Raw genomic sequence first — 15,890 nt, 5'->3', positions numbered from 1 at the left:
AGAAAATAGAATAATGGGAAACAAATTTGTAATGGTTGGGGGAGGATCTACTCAATCTCCTGGAATACTCGAAGTACTACGTCAACGTTCTTCAGAATTAAATCTCACAGATTTAGTACTCTATGATATTGATGAAAAACGAGCACAACTCTTAGGACAATACACAGAAATGTACTATAAGGAAACAGGCTCGAAAGTTAATGTCTCCTATACTACAGATATAGATGAGGCATTAACAGGAGCAGATTTTCTATTTATGCAAATTCGTCCAGGTTTAAATTATCAGAGATCTATTGATGAAAAAATCTGTATTCAAAATGGAGTTATTGGACAAGAAACATGTGGTTTAGGAGGATTTTCTTTTGCCATGCGTGTAATTCCTGCAGTATTAGAAATCATAAAAAAAGTGAAAGAACTTTGTCCGGATGCTTGGATTTTGAACTATACTAATCCAGAAGCTATTCTTTCTGAAGCAATTTATCAAGAATTTCCAGAAGCAAAAGTGCTTTGTATCTGTGACATGCCTATCTCTATTGAAGGGGCGATTGCAAAATACTTTGGTAAAGAGCATCGTGATTTAACTTTTAAATACTTTGGTTTGAATCATTTTGGCTGGTGGACAAACATCATTGATGAAAATGGTGTAGATTTATTGCCACAATTGAGAGAAGATGTACTTTCAGGAAAAATTGATACATTTCTCATGTCAAATGAAGAAACTGTGGGGGATGAATATTGGGTTGAAACTTATAAGCAAATGATCAGTTTGTTTAACCGCTTCCCAGAATATTTCCCGAATTGTTACCTTCAGTATTATTTGACACCTGATGAAGCGATGGAACATCTCGATGCGAACTTCACTCGTGGTGATTATGTCATGCAGGGAAGAGAAAAACGGATTTATGAAGAATGTGAACGTGTAATTGCGGCAGGAAGTGCAAAAGATTCAGAACTTCATGCAGGTGTACATGGAAACTATATCGTAGATATTGCTTATGCGATTATTCATAACACGAGGGAGCGTTTTGTTGTAAATCAAAAAAATCATGGTGCAATTTCAAATTTTGATCCAGAAGCTGTGGTAGAAGTACCTGCCTATGTTGGAAGTAGCGGAGCAGAACCGATTAATATTGGGAAAATTCCGGCTTTCCAAAAAGGACTGATGGAAATGCAAAAAGCATATGAGCAAAAGACAGTAGAAGCAGCATTGACTCATTCTTATCAAGCAGCGCTTGAAGCAACAATGCTCAATAAAACGATTCCTGACTATACTACGGGTAAAAAAGTTTTAGATGAACTTTATGAAGCGAATAAAGAGTATTGGGGTGAGTGGAAATAATTATATTATCAAATATTTCCGTTCAATTATAGTAAGAAGATCTATATATAAAAACAGTAATTTTAGAGATGAAGTTGCTGTTTTTGTTTTTAAATGGCAAATAAATTATTTTTGTTAAATATCAGAGAATCGTTATTTATTACTCTAAGATGAAAAGATAAGTGCCTATATTCTATTTTTTTTGATAAAATGTCAATTTATATTCTGGAACTTAAAAAATGTCCATATTTTCGATTATGTTTTAGAAATTTAAAAAATAATTTGATAATTGTATTTAGCTTAAGCTATGATATTCTACTATATAGGAGTAAGGCATATCACAAAAGGAGGGAATAAAATAAATTACGGTAAGTTGGAAGTTATTCTAGAGGGGAGAAAAAAATATTAGGATGGAGCATAATTTAGATATGGAGCAGCTGGAAGAAATTTTTCATTCTGTCCAACATATTGTGTGGAAGAACAGTCGTTTGATTCCGATAAATTTTTGGACGTTTGATGACTATCAGCAGGAAGGGCGTTTGGTATTATACGATTTGCTGGGAGATGGTGTGACGCAAAGGAACTTATTTTGCCATTTTAAGGTGCGCTATAAGCAGAGACTTATTGATATTAAAAGAAGGGAGCGGGCTTTTAAAAGGGGTTTTGATTGCGGGACTGGCGTAGATATATACGAATATTCTGATGCTCTAAAGGGGAAAGCAGCCAGTCCAGAACATATCCTGATTTCTGGAAGTTTACTTGAAGAAGTTTTTGAAAACTTAAATTTACGCTACCGACGGCTCCTCAAAAGTTACCTCGCCGGCGATGAATTGCACCGTATGGAAAAGTATCGTTTGAAGGAAAAAATAACGAATATATTATATGATCAGCAGTGAGTTTATTGATAATGCTTGGAGAGAAAGTTTTACCCAAATTGTGATATAATTACTTTATTACTAAATAAAAATTTATAGGAGATTTCCAGAAAATGGCAAAATTGACTGTTAAAGATGTAGATCTTAAAGGTAAAAAAGTTCTTATTCGTGTGGACTTCAATGTCCCACTTAAAGATGGTGTAATTACTAATGATAACCGTATTACTGCAGCTCTTCCAACAATCAAGTATGTACTTGAACAAGGCGGACGCGCAATTCTCTTTTCTCACCTTGGTCGTGTTAAAGAAGAAGCAGACAAAGCTGGTAAATCTCTTGCTCCAGTAGCAGCAGCTTTGGGTGAAAAATTGGGCAAAGAAGTTGTCTTCCCAGGTACTACACGTGGTGCTGAATTGGAAGCTGCTATTGCTGAATTAAAAGATGGCGATATCTTGCTTGTTGAAAACACTCGTTTTGAAGATGTTGATGGTAAAAAAGAATCTAAAAATGATCCTGAACTTGGTAAATACTGGGCTTCACTCGGAGACGGTATCTTCGTAAATGATGCATTTGGTACTGCTCACCGTGCACACGCTTCAAACGTAGGTATTTCTGCTAACGTGGATAAAGCAGTAGCTGGTTTCTTGCTTGAAAACGAAATTGCTTACATCCAAGAAGCTGTTGAAAACCCAGTTCGTCCATTCGTAGCGATTCTTGGTGGTTCAAAAGTTTCAGATAAAATCGGTGTTATTGAAAACTTGCTTGGTAAAGCAGACAAAGTTATCATCGGTGGTGGTATGGCCTACACATTCTTCAAAGCACAAGGTATCGAAATCGGTGACTCTTTAGTTGAAGAAGATAAACTTGACTTGGCAAAAGAATTGCTTGAAAAAGCAGACGGTAAACTTATCTTGCCAGTAGACTCAAAAGAAGCAAATGCTTTTGCTGGCTACACTGAAGTAAAAGATACTGAAGGTGAAGCAGTTGATGCAGGTTTCCTTGGTCTTGATGCAGGTCCTAAATCAGTGGAACGTTTTGCTAAAGAACTTGAAGGCGCTAAAACAGTTGTTTGGAACGGTCCTATGGGTGTCTTTGAAAACCCTGATTTCCAAGCAGGTACTATTGGTGTTATGGATGCTATCATTGCTCAACCAGGTGTGAAATCAATCATCGGTGGTGGTGACTCAGCAGCTGCAGCAATCAACCTTGGCCGTGCAGATAAATTCTCATGGATCTCTACAGGTGGTGGTGCTTCTATGGAACTTCTCGAAGGTAAAGTTCTTCCAGGACTTGATGCTCTTACAGAAAAATAATGCAATAAAAAACAGACCATGGTCTGTTTTTTTGATACAATAATGTTATGAAGAAAATCACAGTAAAAAAGCAGGCCGCACTTAAGCTTCGCCGCGCTTTCCCCTTAATTGTTGCCGAAGATTTAAAGTCTACTCCACAGGAAGATGGGTTTATTGACTTTGTTGATGAAAAAGAAAATTTTTTAGGAAGAGGCTATTTATCGAAGCAAAATAAAGGTGCCGGTTGGCTTTTAAGTCAAATTCCAGAGGCTATAAACCAGAGCTTCTATGAAGAGAAGTTTGAAGAAGCTAAGCGCGCACGACTTTCTTTTTTCCAAGATGATCTCACCACAGCCTTCCGGATTTTTAATGGTGAAGGAGATGGATTAGGAGGGGTGACTGTTGATTATTATGCTGAGTATGCTGTTTTTAGCTGGTACAATCCTTTTATCTATACGCAAAGTACAGATATTATAGCTGCTTTTCAATCTGTTTATCCTGAAATCAAAGGAATTTATGAAAAAATTCGTTTTGAGGGATTAAGTTTTGAAACGCGACATATAGGGGGAAAAATTGCTCCAGAACCATTGGCTGTTATGGAAAATGGAGTGACCTATGCAACATATATGAATGAAGGGTTGATGACAGGGATTTTCTTAGATCAGAAAGAAGTTCGTGGTACTTTAGCGAGTGGTTTAGTGGTCGGTAAGACTCTTTTAAATATGTTTAGTTATACAGGCGCTTTTTCGGTTGCAGCAGCGTTTGGAGGAGCAAGCCAGACAACCTCAGTGGATTTGGCCAAACGTTCTTTAGATAAAACGCGAGAACAATTTACAATGAATGGTATTGATCCTGAGAGTCAGCGCATCTATGTTATGGATGTTTTTGGTTATTTTAATTATGCCAAGAAAAAAGAGTTGAGTTACGATGTCATTGTTTTAGATCCACCAAGCTTTGCCCGTAACAAGAAGAAGACTTTTTCGGTCGCGAAAAATTATGGGGAACTCGTTCAAGAATCAATCGATATTTTAAATAAAGAAGGACTTTTGATTGCCTCCACAAATGCTGCTAATGTCAGCCGTGAGAAATTCCGTAAAATGGTGGAACAGGCCCTTAAAAATAAAAATGTTAAATTTGAGATTTTTCAGGAAGAGCATTTGCCGGCCGACTTCAAGGTGGCTTCCTCTTTCCCAGAAGGTGATTATTTGAAAGTCTTATTTATTCAAATAACAAAATAAGAAAAAACTGTTGGAAAGTTGCTCCAACAGTTTTTTAATAGGTCATAAATTACTGAAATGTAAGAGTGAATGTACAATTCCTCCTTTATAATAAAAAGGTATCAGTTTTTCTAAAAAAAGCCGACTTAATAGAAGCAGCTCTCTTGCCTCTTAAATCTCTTTAGCTAGGCTGGTTTCTTCTAGAAAATCTGTTTTACGAATAAAGGAGAACAGCGTATGAAAAAAAATTTTTTCTAGCTATGATTTAAAAATCATAGGTATAATATTTATGGTTATTGACCATGTGAACACTTATCTTGGGAGCTACTTGGGCTTACCTACTTGGATAGGATTTTTAGGGAGATTTGTCGCGCCCCTATTTGTCTTTATGATGGTCGAAGGCTTTCATTATACAAGAAGTCGAAAAAAATATTTTTTAAGGCTTTTAGGTAGTGGTCTATTGATGTATGCCATCAATATTAGCTTCAACTTGCTGACAAGGAGCAGTTTTGAGGATCCATATGGGAAATTTGATATATTTTTACTTCTTGCTGGTCATAATATTTTTATGACTCTGGCACTCTTATTTGCTTTCATCTGGGCAATTGATATTATGCGTAAAAATCAAGGGACGAAGCTTAAGTATTTTTCTTACAGCTTAGTCATTGTATTACTTTTGCCCTTTATCTTGTTGAGTGAGGGTGGCCCATATGAGCTTGTATTGGTCCTCATTTTCTATTTTTTCCGAGGAAGATGGGCAAAAATTTCAGCGGGAATTATTACTTTTAGTCTTCTTTTGCTCACCTGGAGTTTGGTGGGCTATTTTACAGGCAGTGCAGTAGGTACGCTTTATCAGGTGCTCAGTTTTTCAAATGAATTTATGATTATTACTGTTTTACCTTTTATTTACCTCTACAATGGGCAACGCGGCGGCAGCGGAGCCCAGTGGCAAAGAGATCTATTCTATTATTTTTATCCCGCGCATTTGCTTATTCTTTACATCTTACGCTATGCCTTGGTTGGTGTAGTATAACAAAAACACACGGTCATTCATTCACCGTGTGTTTTTATATTGGCAAAAAGTTATATAATAAAATCAAAAAAGCTATACAATAAAATCAAGAAAACAAAACCGATGAGTCCCATAACCCATATTTTATTGTGTGATAAGAGAGCTATATATTCACGTATAAGCGCTGTGGGCAAGAAATAAAGTGCAGTGGGTGCACCAACCCCTTCAGCCTTGAGATGCACTCTACGGGCATATAAACGTGCACGGAGCACATGGTAGTTATTGGTTGAAAAGATAATACTTGGCTTTGGATGTTCAGCCTCACATCTTGTGAGCCAATCTTCTTCGATAAGCTGTTTTGAAAAGAGCATGTTTTCATAAGTTGTGGTTGATTGATCTTCTAGAATAATCATGTCTTCAGGAATATGCTGGGAGAGGAGGTATTTACGCATAGCATAAGCTTCAGAAACAGGCTCATCAGCACCTTGACCACCACTCACGACAAATTTCGCATTCGGATTTTTATAGAAATATTCAATTCCTTTGTCCAAACGGCTTTTTAGAAGAGGAGGAACATCCTCACTAGAAATACCAGATCCCAATACAATAATATAGTCAATATGTTTTTTGAGCGGCAGCATTTGGTACATCCAAGAATAAAAGAGATAGGCAATAAAAATAAAAGACAGTATTAGATCAAGTAAGAGGATAAATAACAAAATGATATTCAGAAAGAGTGGGAGCTTGAATACGCCTGTAATTAAGAAGACAAAAAGTGGAAAACTGATGATTAAGTTTAGGCCCATGGCAGCGGAGAGCTTTGCAGTTAAGCTTTTTCCTTCTTTAGTACGCATCGTTTGAGAATTTAAAATGAGATAGATGCATACAGCTAAAAAGATGAGAGGGATAAGCAAATAAAAAATTGCTAAAGCAAGCATTGAACCATGAGAGGAGGTCTTATCAAGGAAGACGAGTCCAAGAATTAAAAGGGTGAAAAATGAGAGTATCAAACCTGCAGCAAAAAGCAAGCCGCCAAAGATACTGCGGTCTTTAAATTTGATCAGCAAATAGCCTATCCCAGAAACAGTGAGAAAAAAGAGTAGATAAAGCATAAAGTCCTCCAATAGTTAAAATCAGTATATCATGTTTGCGTCTCGGTAAACCAGTATTTTGTATTACTGAGGAGGCAGTTGTTTGAAATAAGAAACATAAAAAACACCGGTAAATAACCGGTGTTTTTGCGATGCGGAAGGCGGGACTTGAACCCGCACAGCCAAGATAGGCCACAGGATCCTTAATCCTGCGCGTCTGCCAATTCCGCCACTTCCGCGAATTGGTACTTTAATATAATACCATTTCACGAGACAGAATGCAAGAATGAACTTGATTTTTAGATGTTTTTATAAAGTATGTTCAGTATTTCATATAAGAGGCCATTTCTGCAGCATGGGTACCTGCTACATGACCTGTCACAAAAGCACAAGTAATATTATAGCCTCCAGTATAACCGTTAATATCAAGCAATTCCCCTGTCATATATAGGCCAGGCGTTAATTTACTTTCCATTGTCTTTGGATTAATTTCTTTAAGCTGAACGCCTCCACCAGTAACGAAAGATTTCTCAATCGGAAAAGTTTTATCGATTTGGATTGGAAATGCTTTAAGGATATGAGAAAATTTCTCTAATTGTTTTTCGGTCAATTGTTTTGCAGGCATATCCGCATCGATTTGGACTTTATCCAGTAAGAAAAGTAAGTAACGTTCCTGCGTGAGCGCTGCAAAAGCATTTTTAACAGCCTTTCCATTGTCACGTGCAGTATTTTTCAAATCATTTAAGAGCTGTGCCGCAGATATGTCGGGGAAACTGTCCAGCTGTACAGTAACGCTTTCTGCGCCTTTAGCCAGCTCTTGGTTGATAAAGCTAGAACAGCGAAGTGCTGCAGGACCACTGAGGCCAAAGTGCGTAAAGAGCATATCCATTTGGTGTTCAATGATGATTTTTCCTTTAGCATTAAGTACACTTAAGCGGATATCTCGAAGAGAAATACCTTGTAAAGTTTTCTCATTAATAAATGTTTCAGAAGAAATTAAGGGGGACTCTGTCGGATAAAGGGTTGTAATGGTATGTCCAGCACTTCGTGTTAGTTTATAACCGTCACCAGTAGAACCTGTCGATGGATAGGCGCGGCCGCCAGTAGATAAGACAACACAAGAGGCTGTGAAGCTCTCTGTTTCTGTTTCAAGTCCAGTAATAGCGCCATGTTCTATATTGAGTTCAGTTACGGCAGAGTTTGGGAAATAGTCCACCTGAAGTTCTTCTATTTTACTGAAAAGTCCCTCAATAATGGTTCGAGATTTATCGGTTACTGGGAACATCCGCCCATGGTCTTCCTCCTTGAGCGGAATGCCATTTTTTTCAAAGAAGTCAATAATATCTAAGTTCGAAAATTGAGCAAAAGCACTGTGCAAGAAGCGCCCATTTCCAGGGACATGAGTGATAATGTCGTCTACCGAATGGCTGTTGGTAACGTTACAGCGTCCGCCCCCCGTCATCAACAGTTTTTTTCCTACCTTTTTGTTCTTATCAATTAAAGCTGTCTGGGCACCATTTTCTGCAGTAGCTATAGCAGCCATCATACCCGAAGGTCCAGCCCCAACAACGATTACATCATATTTTTTCATAACTTCATTATAGCATAGTTTCAGGTGCTGATTTCTTGCGCTCGCTTAGGAAATATATAAAAAGAACCCTTATGTAAGAGTTCTTAAGCTTAGCCTTTAAATCAAACTGTGTTTCACTAAAAAGTCATGTGCCACGGCAGCGGGATCTTTTTGCTCAACATTGACGGCGTAATTCATGTCAATCATTTCCTGATTGGTAATTTTTCCTGAAAGTCGGTTTAAAATTTGCTCCAATTGGGGATACTTCTTAAGGAGGTCTTTATTCATCAAAGGAGCTGCTTGATAAGGTGGGAAAAGATTTTTATCATCATTCAGTACAGTAAGTTCATACTGTTTGATTTGACTGTCTGTGGAGTAAACTTGGGCTAAATCAATGCTATCACTGTTCAAGGCATTATAGATCAAACTTGTTTGCATTGTCTTCACGTCAAAATTTAGCCCATATAAACTTTGAATACCAATATAGCCATCTTGGCGGTGTGCGAATTCTAAGTCAAAGCCAGCTTTAACTGAAGGCAGCCCCTGGAGATCAGAAATATTTTTAAGGTGATGTTTCTGGGCGTAGCTATTTTTCACAGCTAAAGCATATGTATCCTGAAACTCCATAGGTGTAAGATAGGCAAAGTTATCAAGCTTAGCTATGCCTGCGCGTGCTTCTTCGTAAACTTTTTTTGGATCGGTGGAGGTTGTGGTTTTTTTCAAGAATGTCGTTAAGACTGTTCCAGAAAATTCAGGATAGATATCAATTTTATTGGATTTTAAAGCATTGTAAAGGAAGGTGGTGTCTCCAAAGTTGGACTTGAGAGTGACTTCGATGTCACTGTTCTTTTCAATGACTTCCTTGTACATATTTATCAAAAGTGTCGGCTCAGCTCCGAGCTTTCCAGCAACGGTAATCTGTGGATGAGCATTGGATTGAGGGTGATAATATGAACCCAATAAGAGTAAAAGACCAGCAAAGAAGCTAATCAGAATGGTACGAATTTTTGCTTTTTCCAAGAAGCGGAGTAAGGTTGAGAAAATAACGGCCAATAAGGCAGAAGAAATCGCTCCAATCAGGATAAGGTTAACATCATTGGAGTTAATGCCTAAGAGAATGAAATTTCCGAGCCCACCTGCTCCAATAAGTGCAGCTAAAGTTGCTGTCCCAATAATCATGACAGCACTTGTACGAATACCAGCCATAATAAAGGGCAAAGCAAGTATCAGCTCAAACTTCATCAAGCGCTCTCGCCGATTCATTCCAAAAGCAGTTGCTGCTTCAATTAAGGACGGATCAATTTGTTGAAGTCCGGTGTAGGTATTTTGAATAATAGGAAAAAGGGCATAGACAACTAATGCGACAATAGCTGGCAACGAACCGATCCCAATGAAAGGAATCAATAATCCAAGCAAGGCCAAACTTGGAATCGTTTGGAAAATTCCAGTAAGTTGCAGGACAGGCTCAGCAATTTTGGGATAACGTCTTAAAAGTAAGGCAAGAGGAAGTGCGATTAGAATAGCGATAAAAAGAGAAACCAAGGAAATTTGGATATGCTCTAGAAGAGCGGTCCAAAACTGGTGCTCTTGCTGTTGAAAGGTAGCAATCAAATTATTCATGGGCATCGTCCTCCAGACTATTTAAGATTTCTGTCAAAGGCGTTTCTTCCGAAAAAGTATGTGTCGCAAGAGCTTGTTCAAGATTTTTTAACTTATATTGAGACAAATCTTGCTGATAGTCCGTGAAGAAGTCGGCCACAAAAGTATTTGCTGGGGCATTTAAAATTTCTTGGGGACGGCCCACCTGCTGCAGTTCCCCATCTTTGAGAATCGCGATACGGTCAGCCATCGCCATTCCTTCAGACATATCGTGGGTAACAAAAACTGTTGTGATTTTCAAGGTTTTCTGCAAATCTTTGACCAGTTCCTGTAGCTGTTTACGAGAGATAGGATCCAGAGCGGAGAAGGGTTCGTCCATTAAAATAATCTTTGGCTTGCAGGCAATAGCACGCAAAATACCAATCCGCTGTGCTTCACCCCCAGAAAGTTCGTGAGGATAGCGGTTAAGGTACTTTTCAGCATCTAGACCAACTAAAGGAAGGAGTTCGAGTACACGTGCACGGGTTTCTTTTTTACTCCAACCTTTCATCGTCGGGATGAGACCAATATTTTCTAAAACGGTCATGTTAGGAAAGAGCGCAATTTGCTGGAGAACATATCCTATTTGAAGACGCAAGTCTCTTAAATTAATCGTTTGAATATCTTGATCATCAATGAGAACCTGCCCTTCATTGGGTTCGATGAGCCGGTTAATCATCTTGAGTAATGTTGTTTTTCCGCCACCAGAAGATCCTGCGAGTACAAAAAACTCATGACTTTCAATGGAGAAGTTGATATCTGAAAGTACGGCTTTGTCTCCGTATTTTTTAGTGACATTTTTAAATGTAATAGTCATAGTGTCATTTTAACATTTTATCTTTCAGTTCTTTCAGGAAATGAATTGCTATTTTTGCCGATAGAAAGGTATACAAAAAGCCCTCAAAGAGGACTTTCTTATTTAAAACCATTTTCTAAAGTTTCAATAACCGTCAAAATTTGATCATCTGAAACGAGTTTTTCAGCTCCATTCACGATTGACTCATAAGCTGTATCATAAACACGGCCATAATCGCCTAAAATCGTAGGAATTGACTTGTCAATACGATCTCCATTTTGATTGTAGTATGTCAATTGAGCAAAATCTTGTGGTGTATCGGCACTAAACCCTTCACTTCCTGGGAAGATTCCCACCTTCAAATCATTTTCCTGTTGGTCAACGTTTTCTTTAATTAAAGTTCCTCTAGAACCATAAAGCACCCATTTGGGACGTTTGAGCGCAGCCAGTTCAGTGGCTTGAACGGTTGCACGGAAATCGGTGTAAAGCAAGTTTACAGAGAAGTAATCATCTACAGCGTTTGAATCACGTGTCGAACGTATATCGTACTGTACATCTTTTGGTTGACCGAAGAGTGAAACCATTTGGTCAACCATGTGTACACCGTGGCCATACCAGGCACCATCAAAGTTTTTTCCAGCAGATGCGTCTGCTGGACGATAGTGATCCATAGTGACAGTAATATCAAGCAAATCTCCTAGGTAACCCGCCTCCAAAACTTTTTTGACCGTCAAAAAATCACTGTCAAAACGACGATTTTGGAAAGGCATAAAGAAGAGGTTCTTTTCTTGAGCGATACCCACCAATTCTTTGGCTTGTTCTAAAGTTTCTACTAAAGGTTTGTCACAGATAACGTTTTTTCCACCCAGTAAAAGCTTTTTGCTGGTTTCGTAATGTGCAGCACCTGGCGTGACTACGATGACTAAATCAATCGAATCGTCTTGAATAATATCATTGATGTCTGTTGAAAAAACAGTTCCTTCAGCCTCAAGTATGGCTTGTTCAGGACGTTTACCGAGGCTACGATTGACAATGCGTGCAATGTTGAAGTGCTCACGAATTTTAACATAAGGAATATGATAGCGATTGGTGGACTTCCCAAAACCAACATAAGCAATGTTTAACTTTTTCATGCTTTCTTCTCTTTTTTCTTTTTCGCTTGGTGTTGTTTTTTTAATTCCTCGATTTTTGACAACTTATCTGTCTTTTTATTTGAATTTTTTTCGTGGAATTTTTGGACAGAGGCTTGCCCTTTATAGTCTAATTGATACTTTCCCATGGTTCTCTTTCTCTCTATTTTACAAGGCGACGTTCGAAAGCATCCGAGGAGATACCTTCACTTAAAATTTTCTTCGCCCATTCTTTTGCTGAAAATAATGAATGATCACGATAATTTCCACATTCTTTTTCGGCAACCCCTGGGACATTATCCCAAGTGAAACTGTCTCCTGCAAGCTCTTCCAAAGATGAAGTGATTACTTTGGCAATCTCCTCAGCAGTTGGTTCGCCCCACATAATCATATGGAAGCCAGTACGACATCCAAAAGGAGAAAAGTCAATCATGCCATCAATACGGTCACGTATCAAACTTGCCATTGAGTGTTCGATAGTATGTAGTCCACTTGTCGGGATTTCACCGTGATTAGGTTGCACAAAACGGACATCAAAGTTGGTGATGATATCACCTTTAGGACCAGTTTCTGTCCCAATTAGACGCACGTAAGGTGCTAAAACTTTTGTGTGATCGAGCTGGAATGATTCTACTTCAGCCATATTTTCTACCTCCACTATTCTTAGTATTCTTCTATTTTACCATTTTTTGAACCAAAATTTTTTTGTCTGACCTCGTAAAGTGATAGAATGAAGCTAGAAAGTAAAGAAAAGGAGAAATTATGTCACTTACAGAAACTTACACTCTCGCAAATGGTATGACAATTCCAAAAGTGGGTTTTGGAACATGGCAATCTAAAGATGGCGAAGAAGCATATCAAGCTGTAAAAACCGCCTTAGAAGTGGGATACCGTCATATTGATACAGCAGCTGTGTATGGCAATGAAGAGTCAGTGGGCCGCGCGATTAAAGACAGTGGAATTGCACGCGAAGATTTGTTTATTACGACAAAACTTTGGGCCGTTGGCACAACAGAAGATGCACGAGCAGCACTTAACGAAAGCTTGGAAAAATTAGGTTTAGACTATGTGGACCTTTATCTTATTCACTGGCCAAATCCAAAAGCGTTTCGTCCAAACTTTGCAGAGCGCAATGCCGCCGTTTGGAAAGCCATGGAAGAAGGCGTACACGACAAAAAAGTGCGTGCTATTGGGGTATCGAACTTCCATCCACGTCACTTGGAACCATTATTGGAAGTCGCCGAAATTAAACCTGTGGTCAATCAAATTATGGTTAACCCTTCGGATCAGCAAGAAGAGGTTGTTGCCTTCAATAAAGCACACGATATTTTGACAGAAGCTTACAGCCCTCTTGGTACAGGTAAAATCTTTGCGGTTACAGAATTGACGGATATTGCAGCTAAATATGGTAAAACAGTTGCCCAAGTCGTTTTACGTTGGAGTTTACACAAAGGCTACCTTCCTTTACCTAAATCTGTAACGGCAAGCCGTATTAAAGAAAATGCGGATATCTTTGATTTTGATTTGACTGAAGAAGATATCGCCTTTATTGACAGCCTTCATGGGAAAGCAGGTCTAGCACGCAATCCAGACGAAGTTGACCACTAAAATAAGTTTAAAGACATTCAAATTGTAAGATTTGAGTGTCTTTTTTTATAATTGACAGAATATAGACAGGAAGAATAATAAACCGTTAAAAAAGTGTTTTATTTCACAAAAATAATTGCCAAAAGAGAATGAAAGTGCTATCATTTAATTGATAAAGAATTCACAAAGGAGAAACAAAATGAAAATTGGTGTAATTAAAGACCCAAAACAAGGTGAAGCGCGTGTGGGGATGACTCCAGAAAACGTGAAAATACTCGTTGAAGCAGGTAATGAAGTCCTTGTCGATAGCAATGCTGGTGCAGGTTGTGGTTTTACAAATGACCTTTACGAAGCAGCTGGAGGGCAAATTGTTGATACAGAAACTGCTTGGGAAGCGGAGTTGATTGTTAAAGTCAAAGAACCAATGGAATCTGAATATAAATATTTCAAACCAGGACAAATTATTTGGGGATTCTTGCATTTGGCAGCAAATAAAGCTTGTGTTGAAAAAATGATGGAAGTCGGTGTAACAGCTATTTCTGGTGAAAACATCTCAATCAATGGTGTGCTGGAGTTACTTAAACCAATGTCAGCTATTGCAGGGCGTCGTGCAGTTAATATTGGGCAATATTATCTTGAAAAACAACATGAAGGGGAAGGAATTCTTCTCCCTGGTATTGAAGGTATCGAGGCGGGTACTGTAGTTATCTTTGGTGGTGGTAATGCCGCAGAAAATGCCGCAGATATGGCTGTTGCTTTAGGATGTAAGGTTATTATCATTGAACTTGGCGATGCGCGTATCGCTCAACTTAAAGAACGTTATGCAGGCAAAACAGTTGAAATCGTTAAATCAACAACTGAAGCTCTTGAAGAAAATATTAAACTTGCGGATGTCTTTATCTCAACAATCTTAATCCCTGGCGCTAAACCACCAAAATTAGTTAAAGAATATATGGTTGAATCTATGAAACCAGGTTCTGTTATCGTGGATATTGCGATTGACCAAGGGGGAACTGTTGAAACAATCGATCATGCAACAAACCATGCGGATCCCGTCTTCATCAAACATGACATTATTCATTATGCTGTGCCAAATATGCCAGGTGCAACACCACGTACAGCGACAATTGCTTTGGCTCAAGGCAATATCTCTTTCCTCAAGGACATTTCAGTCAAAGGCTTAGATGAGGCATTGAAATCAAAAGAGCTTTTATCTGGTTTGAGTGTTTATAAAGGAAAAGTCGTTTCTAAAGCACTTGCTGATTCAATCGATGTCACTTATACGGAACTTTAAAAAGAAATCTAAGGAAAAAGAATTATGCCAAATTTAGCAAATCTGCCAATTACAATTAAAGATATTAAAAAAGCTCAAAACACTGTTAAACAATATGCACGTGAAACACCATTGATTCAGTCAATGTTCTTGACTGCTAAAACAGGTGGCGAAGTTTACTTGAAACTTGAAAATATGCAATTAACAGGCTCATTCAAGTTCCGAGGTGCTTTCAATAAGATTGCTCAATTGTCTCAAGAAGAAAAGGAGCGTGGAGTTATTGCTTGTTCAGCAGGTAACCACGCCCAAGGTGTTGCTCTAACATCAAAACTTTTGGGAATCAAGAGTATTATTGTTATGCCAAAAGGTGCGCCTCAAGCTAAAGTTGATGCTACACGTGGCTATGGTGCAGAAGTAATGCTTGAAGGCGAACAGTTTGATGATTCAAAGGCCTTCTGTGAAGCTTATGCTAAAGAAAATAATATTACGTATATCCCCCCATATGATGATGAAGAGGTAATGGCTGGACAAGGAACAATCGGTTTAGAAATCTTAGATCACCTGTGGGATGTTGACACAGTATTGGTGCCCGTAGGCGGTGGTGGTTTGATTTCAGGTGTTGCAGTTGCCTTGAAATCTTTTAATCCTAATATTCAAGTTATTGGTGTTCAAGCTGAAAATTGTCATGGTATGACGGCATCCTTTAGAGAACGTAAGAAAGTACACCATGATGAAGCGCCAACGATTGCAGATGGCTGTCATGTGGCTTACCCAGGCGAATTGACTTTTGAAGTAGTCAATCAAATCGTTGATAACATGGTTCTTGTGACAGAAGCAGAAATTGAATTAGCCATTAAAGATCTGATTCAACGTACAAAAATCGTGGTGGAAGGCGCTGGCGCTCTTGCAACAGCAGCTATCCTCTCAGGTAAAGTTGATGATTATGTGAAGGGCAAAAAAGTTGTTTCTATCGTTTCAGGCGGGAATGTTGACTTGGCCCGTATTGAAGATGTTGTGGATCATTTTCTCATTGCCAATGACAACGATCAATAATTCTTTAAAAAAAAAGACTTTGAATTTCAGAGTCTTTTTTT

Annotated in this window: 15 protein-coding genes and 1 tRNA gene; 8 read left to right on the top strand and 8 right to left on the bottom strand. The window is 38.4% G+C overall.

Features of this window, described 5'->3' with window-relative positions; translation table 11 throughout:
- Window positions 1–13: 13 nt before the first annotated feature.
- The 5 genes from PYW30_RS09265 (at window position 14) to PYW30_RS09245 (ending at window position 5,732) form a co-directional block, all read left to right on the top strand.
- Complete coding sequence (locus tag PYW30_RS09265; RefSeq protein WP_042218565.1) at window positions 14–1,339, top strand: family 4 glycosyl hydrolase; 1,326 nt, start codon at window positions 14–16, stop codon at window positions 1,337–1,339.
- A 389-nt stretch (window positions 1,340–1,728) separates the two neighbouring features.
- On the top strand, window positions 1,729–2,214 hold the full coding sequence (locus PYW30_RS09260; protein WP_042218563.1) for a hypothetical protein: 486 nt from the start codon (window positions 1,729–1,731) through the stop codon (window positions 2,212–2,214).
- 92 nt (window positions 2,215–2,306) lie between these two features.
- The gene (locus PYW30_RS09255; RefSeq protein WP_014025460.1) at window positions 2,307–3,503 is read left to right on the top strand and encodes a phosphoglycerate kinase; all 1,197 of its coding nucleotides are present in this window, start codon (window positions 2,307–2,309) and stop codon (window positions 3,501–3,503) included.
- Window positions 3,504–3,550: 47 nt separating this feature from the next.
- Entirely contained in the window at window positions 3,551–4,720 is a 1,170-nt protein-coding gene (locus PYW30_RS09250; protein ID WP_042218561.1) for a class I SAM-dependent rRNA methyltransferase, read from the top strand.
- Window positions 4,721–4,946: 226 nt separating this feature from the next.
- Window positions 4,947–5,732, top strand: a complete 786-nt coding sequence (locus PYW30_RS09245) for a TraX family protein (RefSeq protein WP_255204101.1) — start codon at window positions 4,947–4,949, stop codon at window positions 5,730–5,732.
- A gap of 50 nt (window positions 5,733–5,782) precedes the next feature.
- On the opposite strand, the gene PYW30_RS09240 is transcribed toward PYW30_RS09245, so the two are convergent.
- From PYW30_RS09240 to PYW30_RS09205, 8 genes are all read right to left on the bottom strand, one after another.
- On the bottom strand, window positions 5,783–6,823 hold the full coding sequence (locus PYW30_RS09240) for a YdcF family protein (protein WP_042218557.1): 1,041 nt from the start codon (window positions 6,821–6,823) through the stop codon (window positions 5,783–5,785).
- Between the two features lie 132 nt (window positions 6,824–6,955).
- Window positions 6,956–7,041, bottom strand: a tRNA-Leu gene (locus PYW30_RS09235).
- An 83-nt stretch (window positions 7,042–7,124) separates the two neighbouring features.
- Window positions 7,125–8,393 carry a BaiN/RdsA family NAD(P)/FAD-dependent oxidoreductase gene (locus tag PYW30_RS09230; protein ID WP_042218555.1) on the bottom strand — a complete coding sequence of 423 codons (1,269 nt, stop codon included), beginning with the start codon at window positions 8,391–8,393 and terminating at the stop codon, window positions 7,125–7,127.
- Between the two features lie 96 nt (window positions 8,394–8,489).
- Entirely contained in the window at window positions 8,490–9,992 is a 1,503-nt protein-coding gene (locus PYW30_RS09225) for an ABC transporter permease/substrate-binding protein (RefSeq protein WP_042218553.1), read from the bottom strand.
- Entirely contained in the window at window positions 9,985–10,827 is an 843-nt protein-coding gene (locus tag PYW30_RS09220; protein WP_042218551.1) for an ABC transporter ATP-binding protein, read from the bottom strand. Before PYW30_RS09220 ends, PYW30_RS09225 begins: the two co-directional genes overlap by 8 nt.
- A 98-nt stretch (window positions 10,828–10,925) precedes the next feature.
- On the bottom strand, window positions 10,926–11,939 hold the full coding sequence (locus PYW30_RS09215; protein WP_042218549.1) for a Gfo/Idh/MocA family oxidoreductase: 1,014 nt from the start codon (window positions 11,937–11,939) through the stop codon (window positions 10,926–10,928).
- Window positions 11,936–12,085: a hypothetical protein gene (locus PYW30_RS09210; RefSeq protein WP_014025452.1), complete on the bottom strand. Its 150-nt coding sequence runs from the start codon at window positions 12,083–12,085 to the stop codon at window positions 11,936–11,938. Before PYW30_RS09210 ends, PYW30_RS09215 begins: the two co-directional genes overlap by 4 nt.
- Before the next feature lie 14 nt (window positions 12,086–12,099).
- Complete coding sequence (locus PYW30_RS09205) at window positions 12,100–12,579, bottom strand: S-ribosylhomocysteine lyase (protein WP_003133193.1); 480 nt, start codon at window positions 12,577–12,579, stop codon at window positions 12,100–12,102.
- 119 nt (window positions 12,580–12,698) lie between these two features.
- Between PYW30_RS09205 and PYW30_RS09200 the strand changes: the two genes are divergently transcribed.
- From PYW30_RS09200 to tdcB, 3 genes are all read left to right on the top strand, one after another.
- The gene (locus PYW30_RS09200; RefSeq protein ID WP_003133195.1) at window positions 12,699–13,544 is read left to right on the top strand and encodes an aldo/keto reductase; all 846 of its coding nucleotides are present in this window, start codon (window positions 12,699–12,701) and stop codon (window positions 13,542–13,544) included.
- A gap of 178 nt (window positions 13,545–13,722) precedes the next feature.
- Complete coding sequence (locus PYW30_RS09195) at window positions 13,723–14,817, top strand: alanine dehydrogenase (protein WP_042218547.1); 1,095 nt, start codon at window positions 13,723–13,725, stop codon at window positions 14,815–14,817.
- Window positions 14,818–14,841: 24 nt separating this feature from the next.
- Complete coding sequence (gene tdcB / locus PYW30_RS09190) at window positions 14,842–15,849, top strand: bifunctional threonine ammonia-lyase/L-serine ammonia-lyase TdcB (RefSeq protein ID WP_042218546.1); 1,008 nt, start codon at window positions 14,842–14,844, stop codon at window positions 15,847–15,849.
- The last annotated feature ends 41 nt before the right edge of the window (window positions 15,850–15,890 follow it).

Source organism: Lactococcus garvieae subsp. garvieae (assembly GCF_029024465.1).
Lineage (GTDB): Bacteria > Bacillota > Bacilli > Lactobacillales > Streptococcaceae > Lactococcus > Lactococcus garvieae.
This window is presented reverse-complemented; position numbering and strand designations above follow the sequence as displayed.

Excerpts from the sequence above, each read along its gene's own strand:
- PYW30_RS09215 (WP_042218549.1), bottom strand. The coding sequence starts at position 11,939 with ATGAAAAAGTTAAACATTGCTTATGTTGGTTTTGGGAAGTCCACCAAT.
- PYW30_RS09225 (WP_042218553.1), bottom strand. The coding sequence starts at position 9,992 with ATGAATAATTTGATTGCTACCTTTCAACAGCAAGAGCACCAGTTTTGG.
- PYW30_RS09210 (WP_014025452.1), bottom strand. The coding sequence starts at position 12,085 with ATGGGAAAGTATCAATTAGACTATAAAGGGCAAGCCTCTGTCCAAAAA.
- PYW30_RS09230 (WP_042218555.1), bottom strand. The coding sequence starts at position 8,393 with ATGAAAAAATATGATGTAATCGTTGTTGGGGCTGGACCTTCGGGTATG.
- PYW30_RS09200 (WP_003133195.1), top strand. The coding sequence starts at position 12,699 with ATGTCACTTACAGAAACTTACACTCTCGCAAATGGTATGACAATTCCA.
- PYW30_RS09265 (WP_042218565.1), top strand. The coding sequence starts at position 14 with ATGGGAAACAAATTTGTAATGGTTGGGGGAGGATCTACTCAATCTCCT.
- PYW30_RS09205 (WP_003133193.1), bottom strand. The coding sequence starts at position 12,579 with ATGGCTGAAGTAGAATCATTCCAGCTCGATCACACAAAAGTTTTAGCA.
- PYW30_RS09260 (WP_042218563.1), top strand. The coding sequence starts at position 1,729 with ATGGAGCATAATTTAGATATGGAGCAGCTGGAAGAAATTTTTCATTCT.
- tdcB (WP_042218546.1), top strand. The coding sequence starts at position 14,842 with ATGCCAAATTTAGCAAATCTGCCAATTACAATTAAAGATATTAAAAAA.
- PYW30_RS09250 (WP_042218561.1), top strand. The coding sequence starts at position 3,551 with ATGAAGAAAATCACAGTAAAAAAGCAGGCCGCACTTAAGCTTCGCCGC.
- PYW30_RS09195 (WP_042218547.1), top strand. The coding sequence starts at position 13,723 with ATGAAAATTGGTGTAATTAAAGACCCAAAACAAGGTGAAGCGCGTGTG.
- PYW30_RS09255 (WP_014025460.1), top strand. The coding sequence starts at position 2,307 with ATGGCAAAATTGACTGTTAAAGATGTAGATCTTAAAGGTAAAAAAGTT.
- PYW30_RS09220 (WP_042218551.1), bottom strand. The coding sequence starts at position 10,827 with ATGACTATTACATTTAAAAATGTCACTAAAAAATACGGAGACAAAGCC.
- PYW30_RS09240 (WP_042218557.1), bottom strand. The coding sequence starts at position 6,823 with ATGCTTTATCTACTCTTTTTTCTCACTGTTTCTGGGATAGGCTATTTG.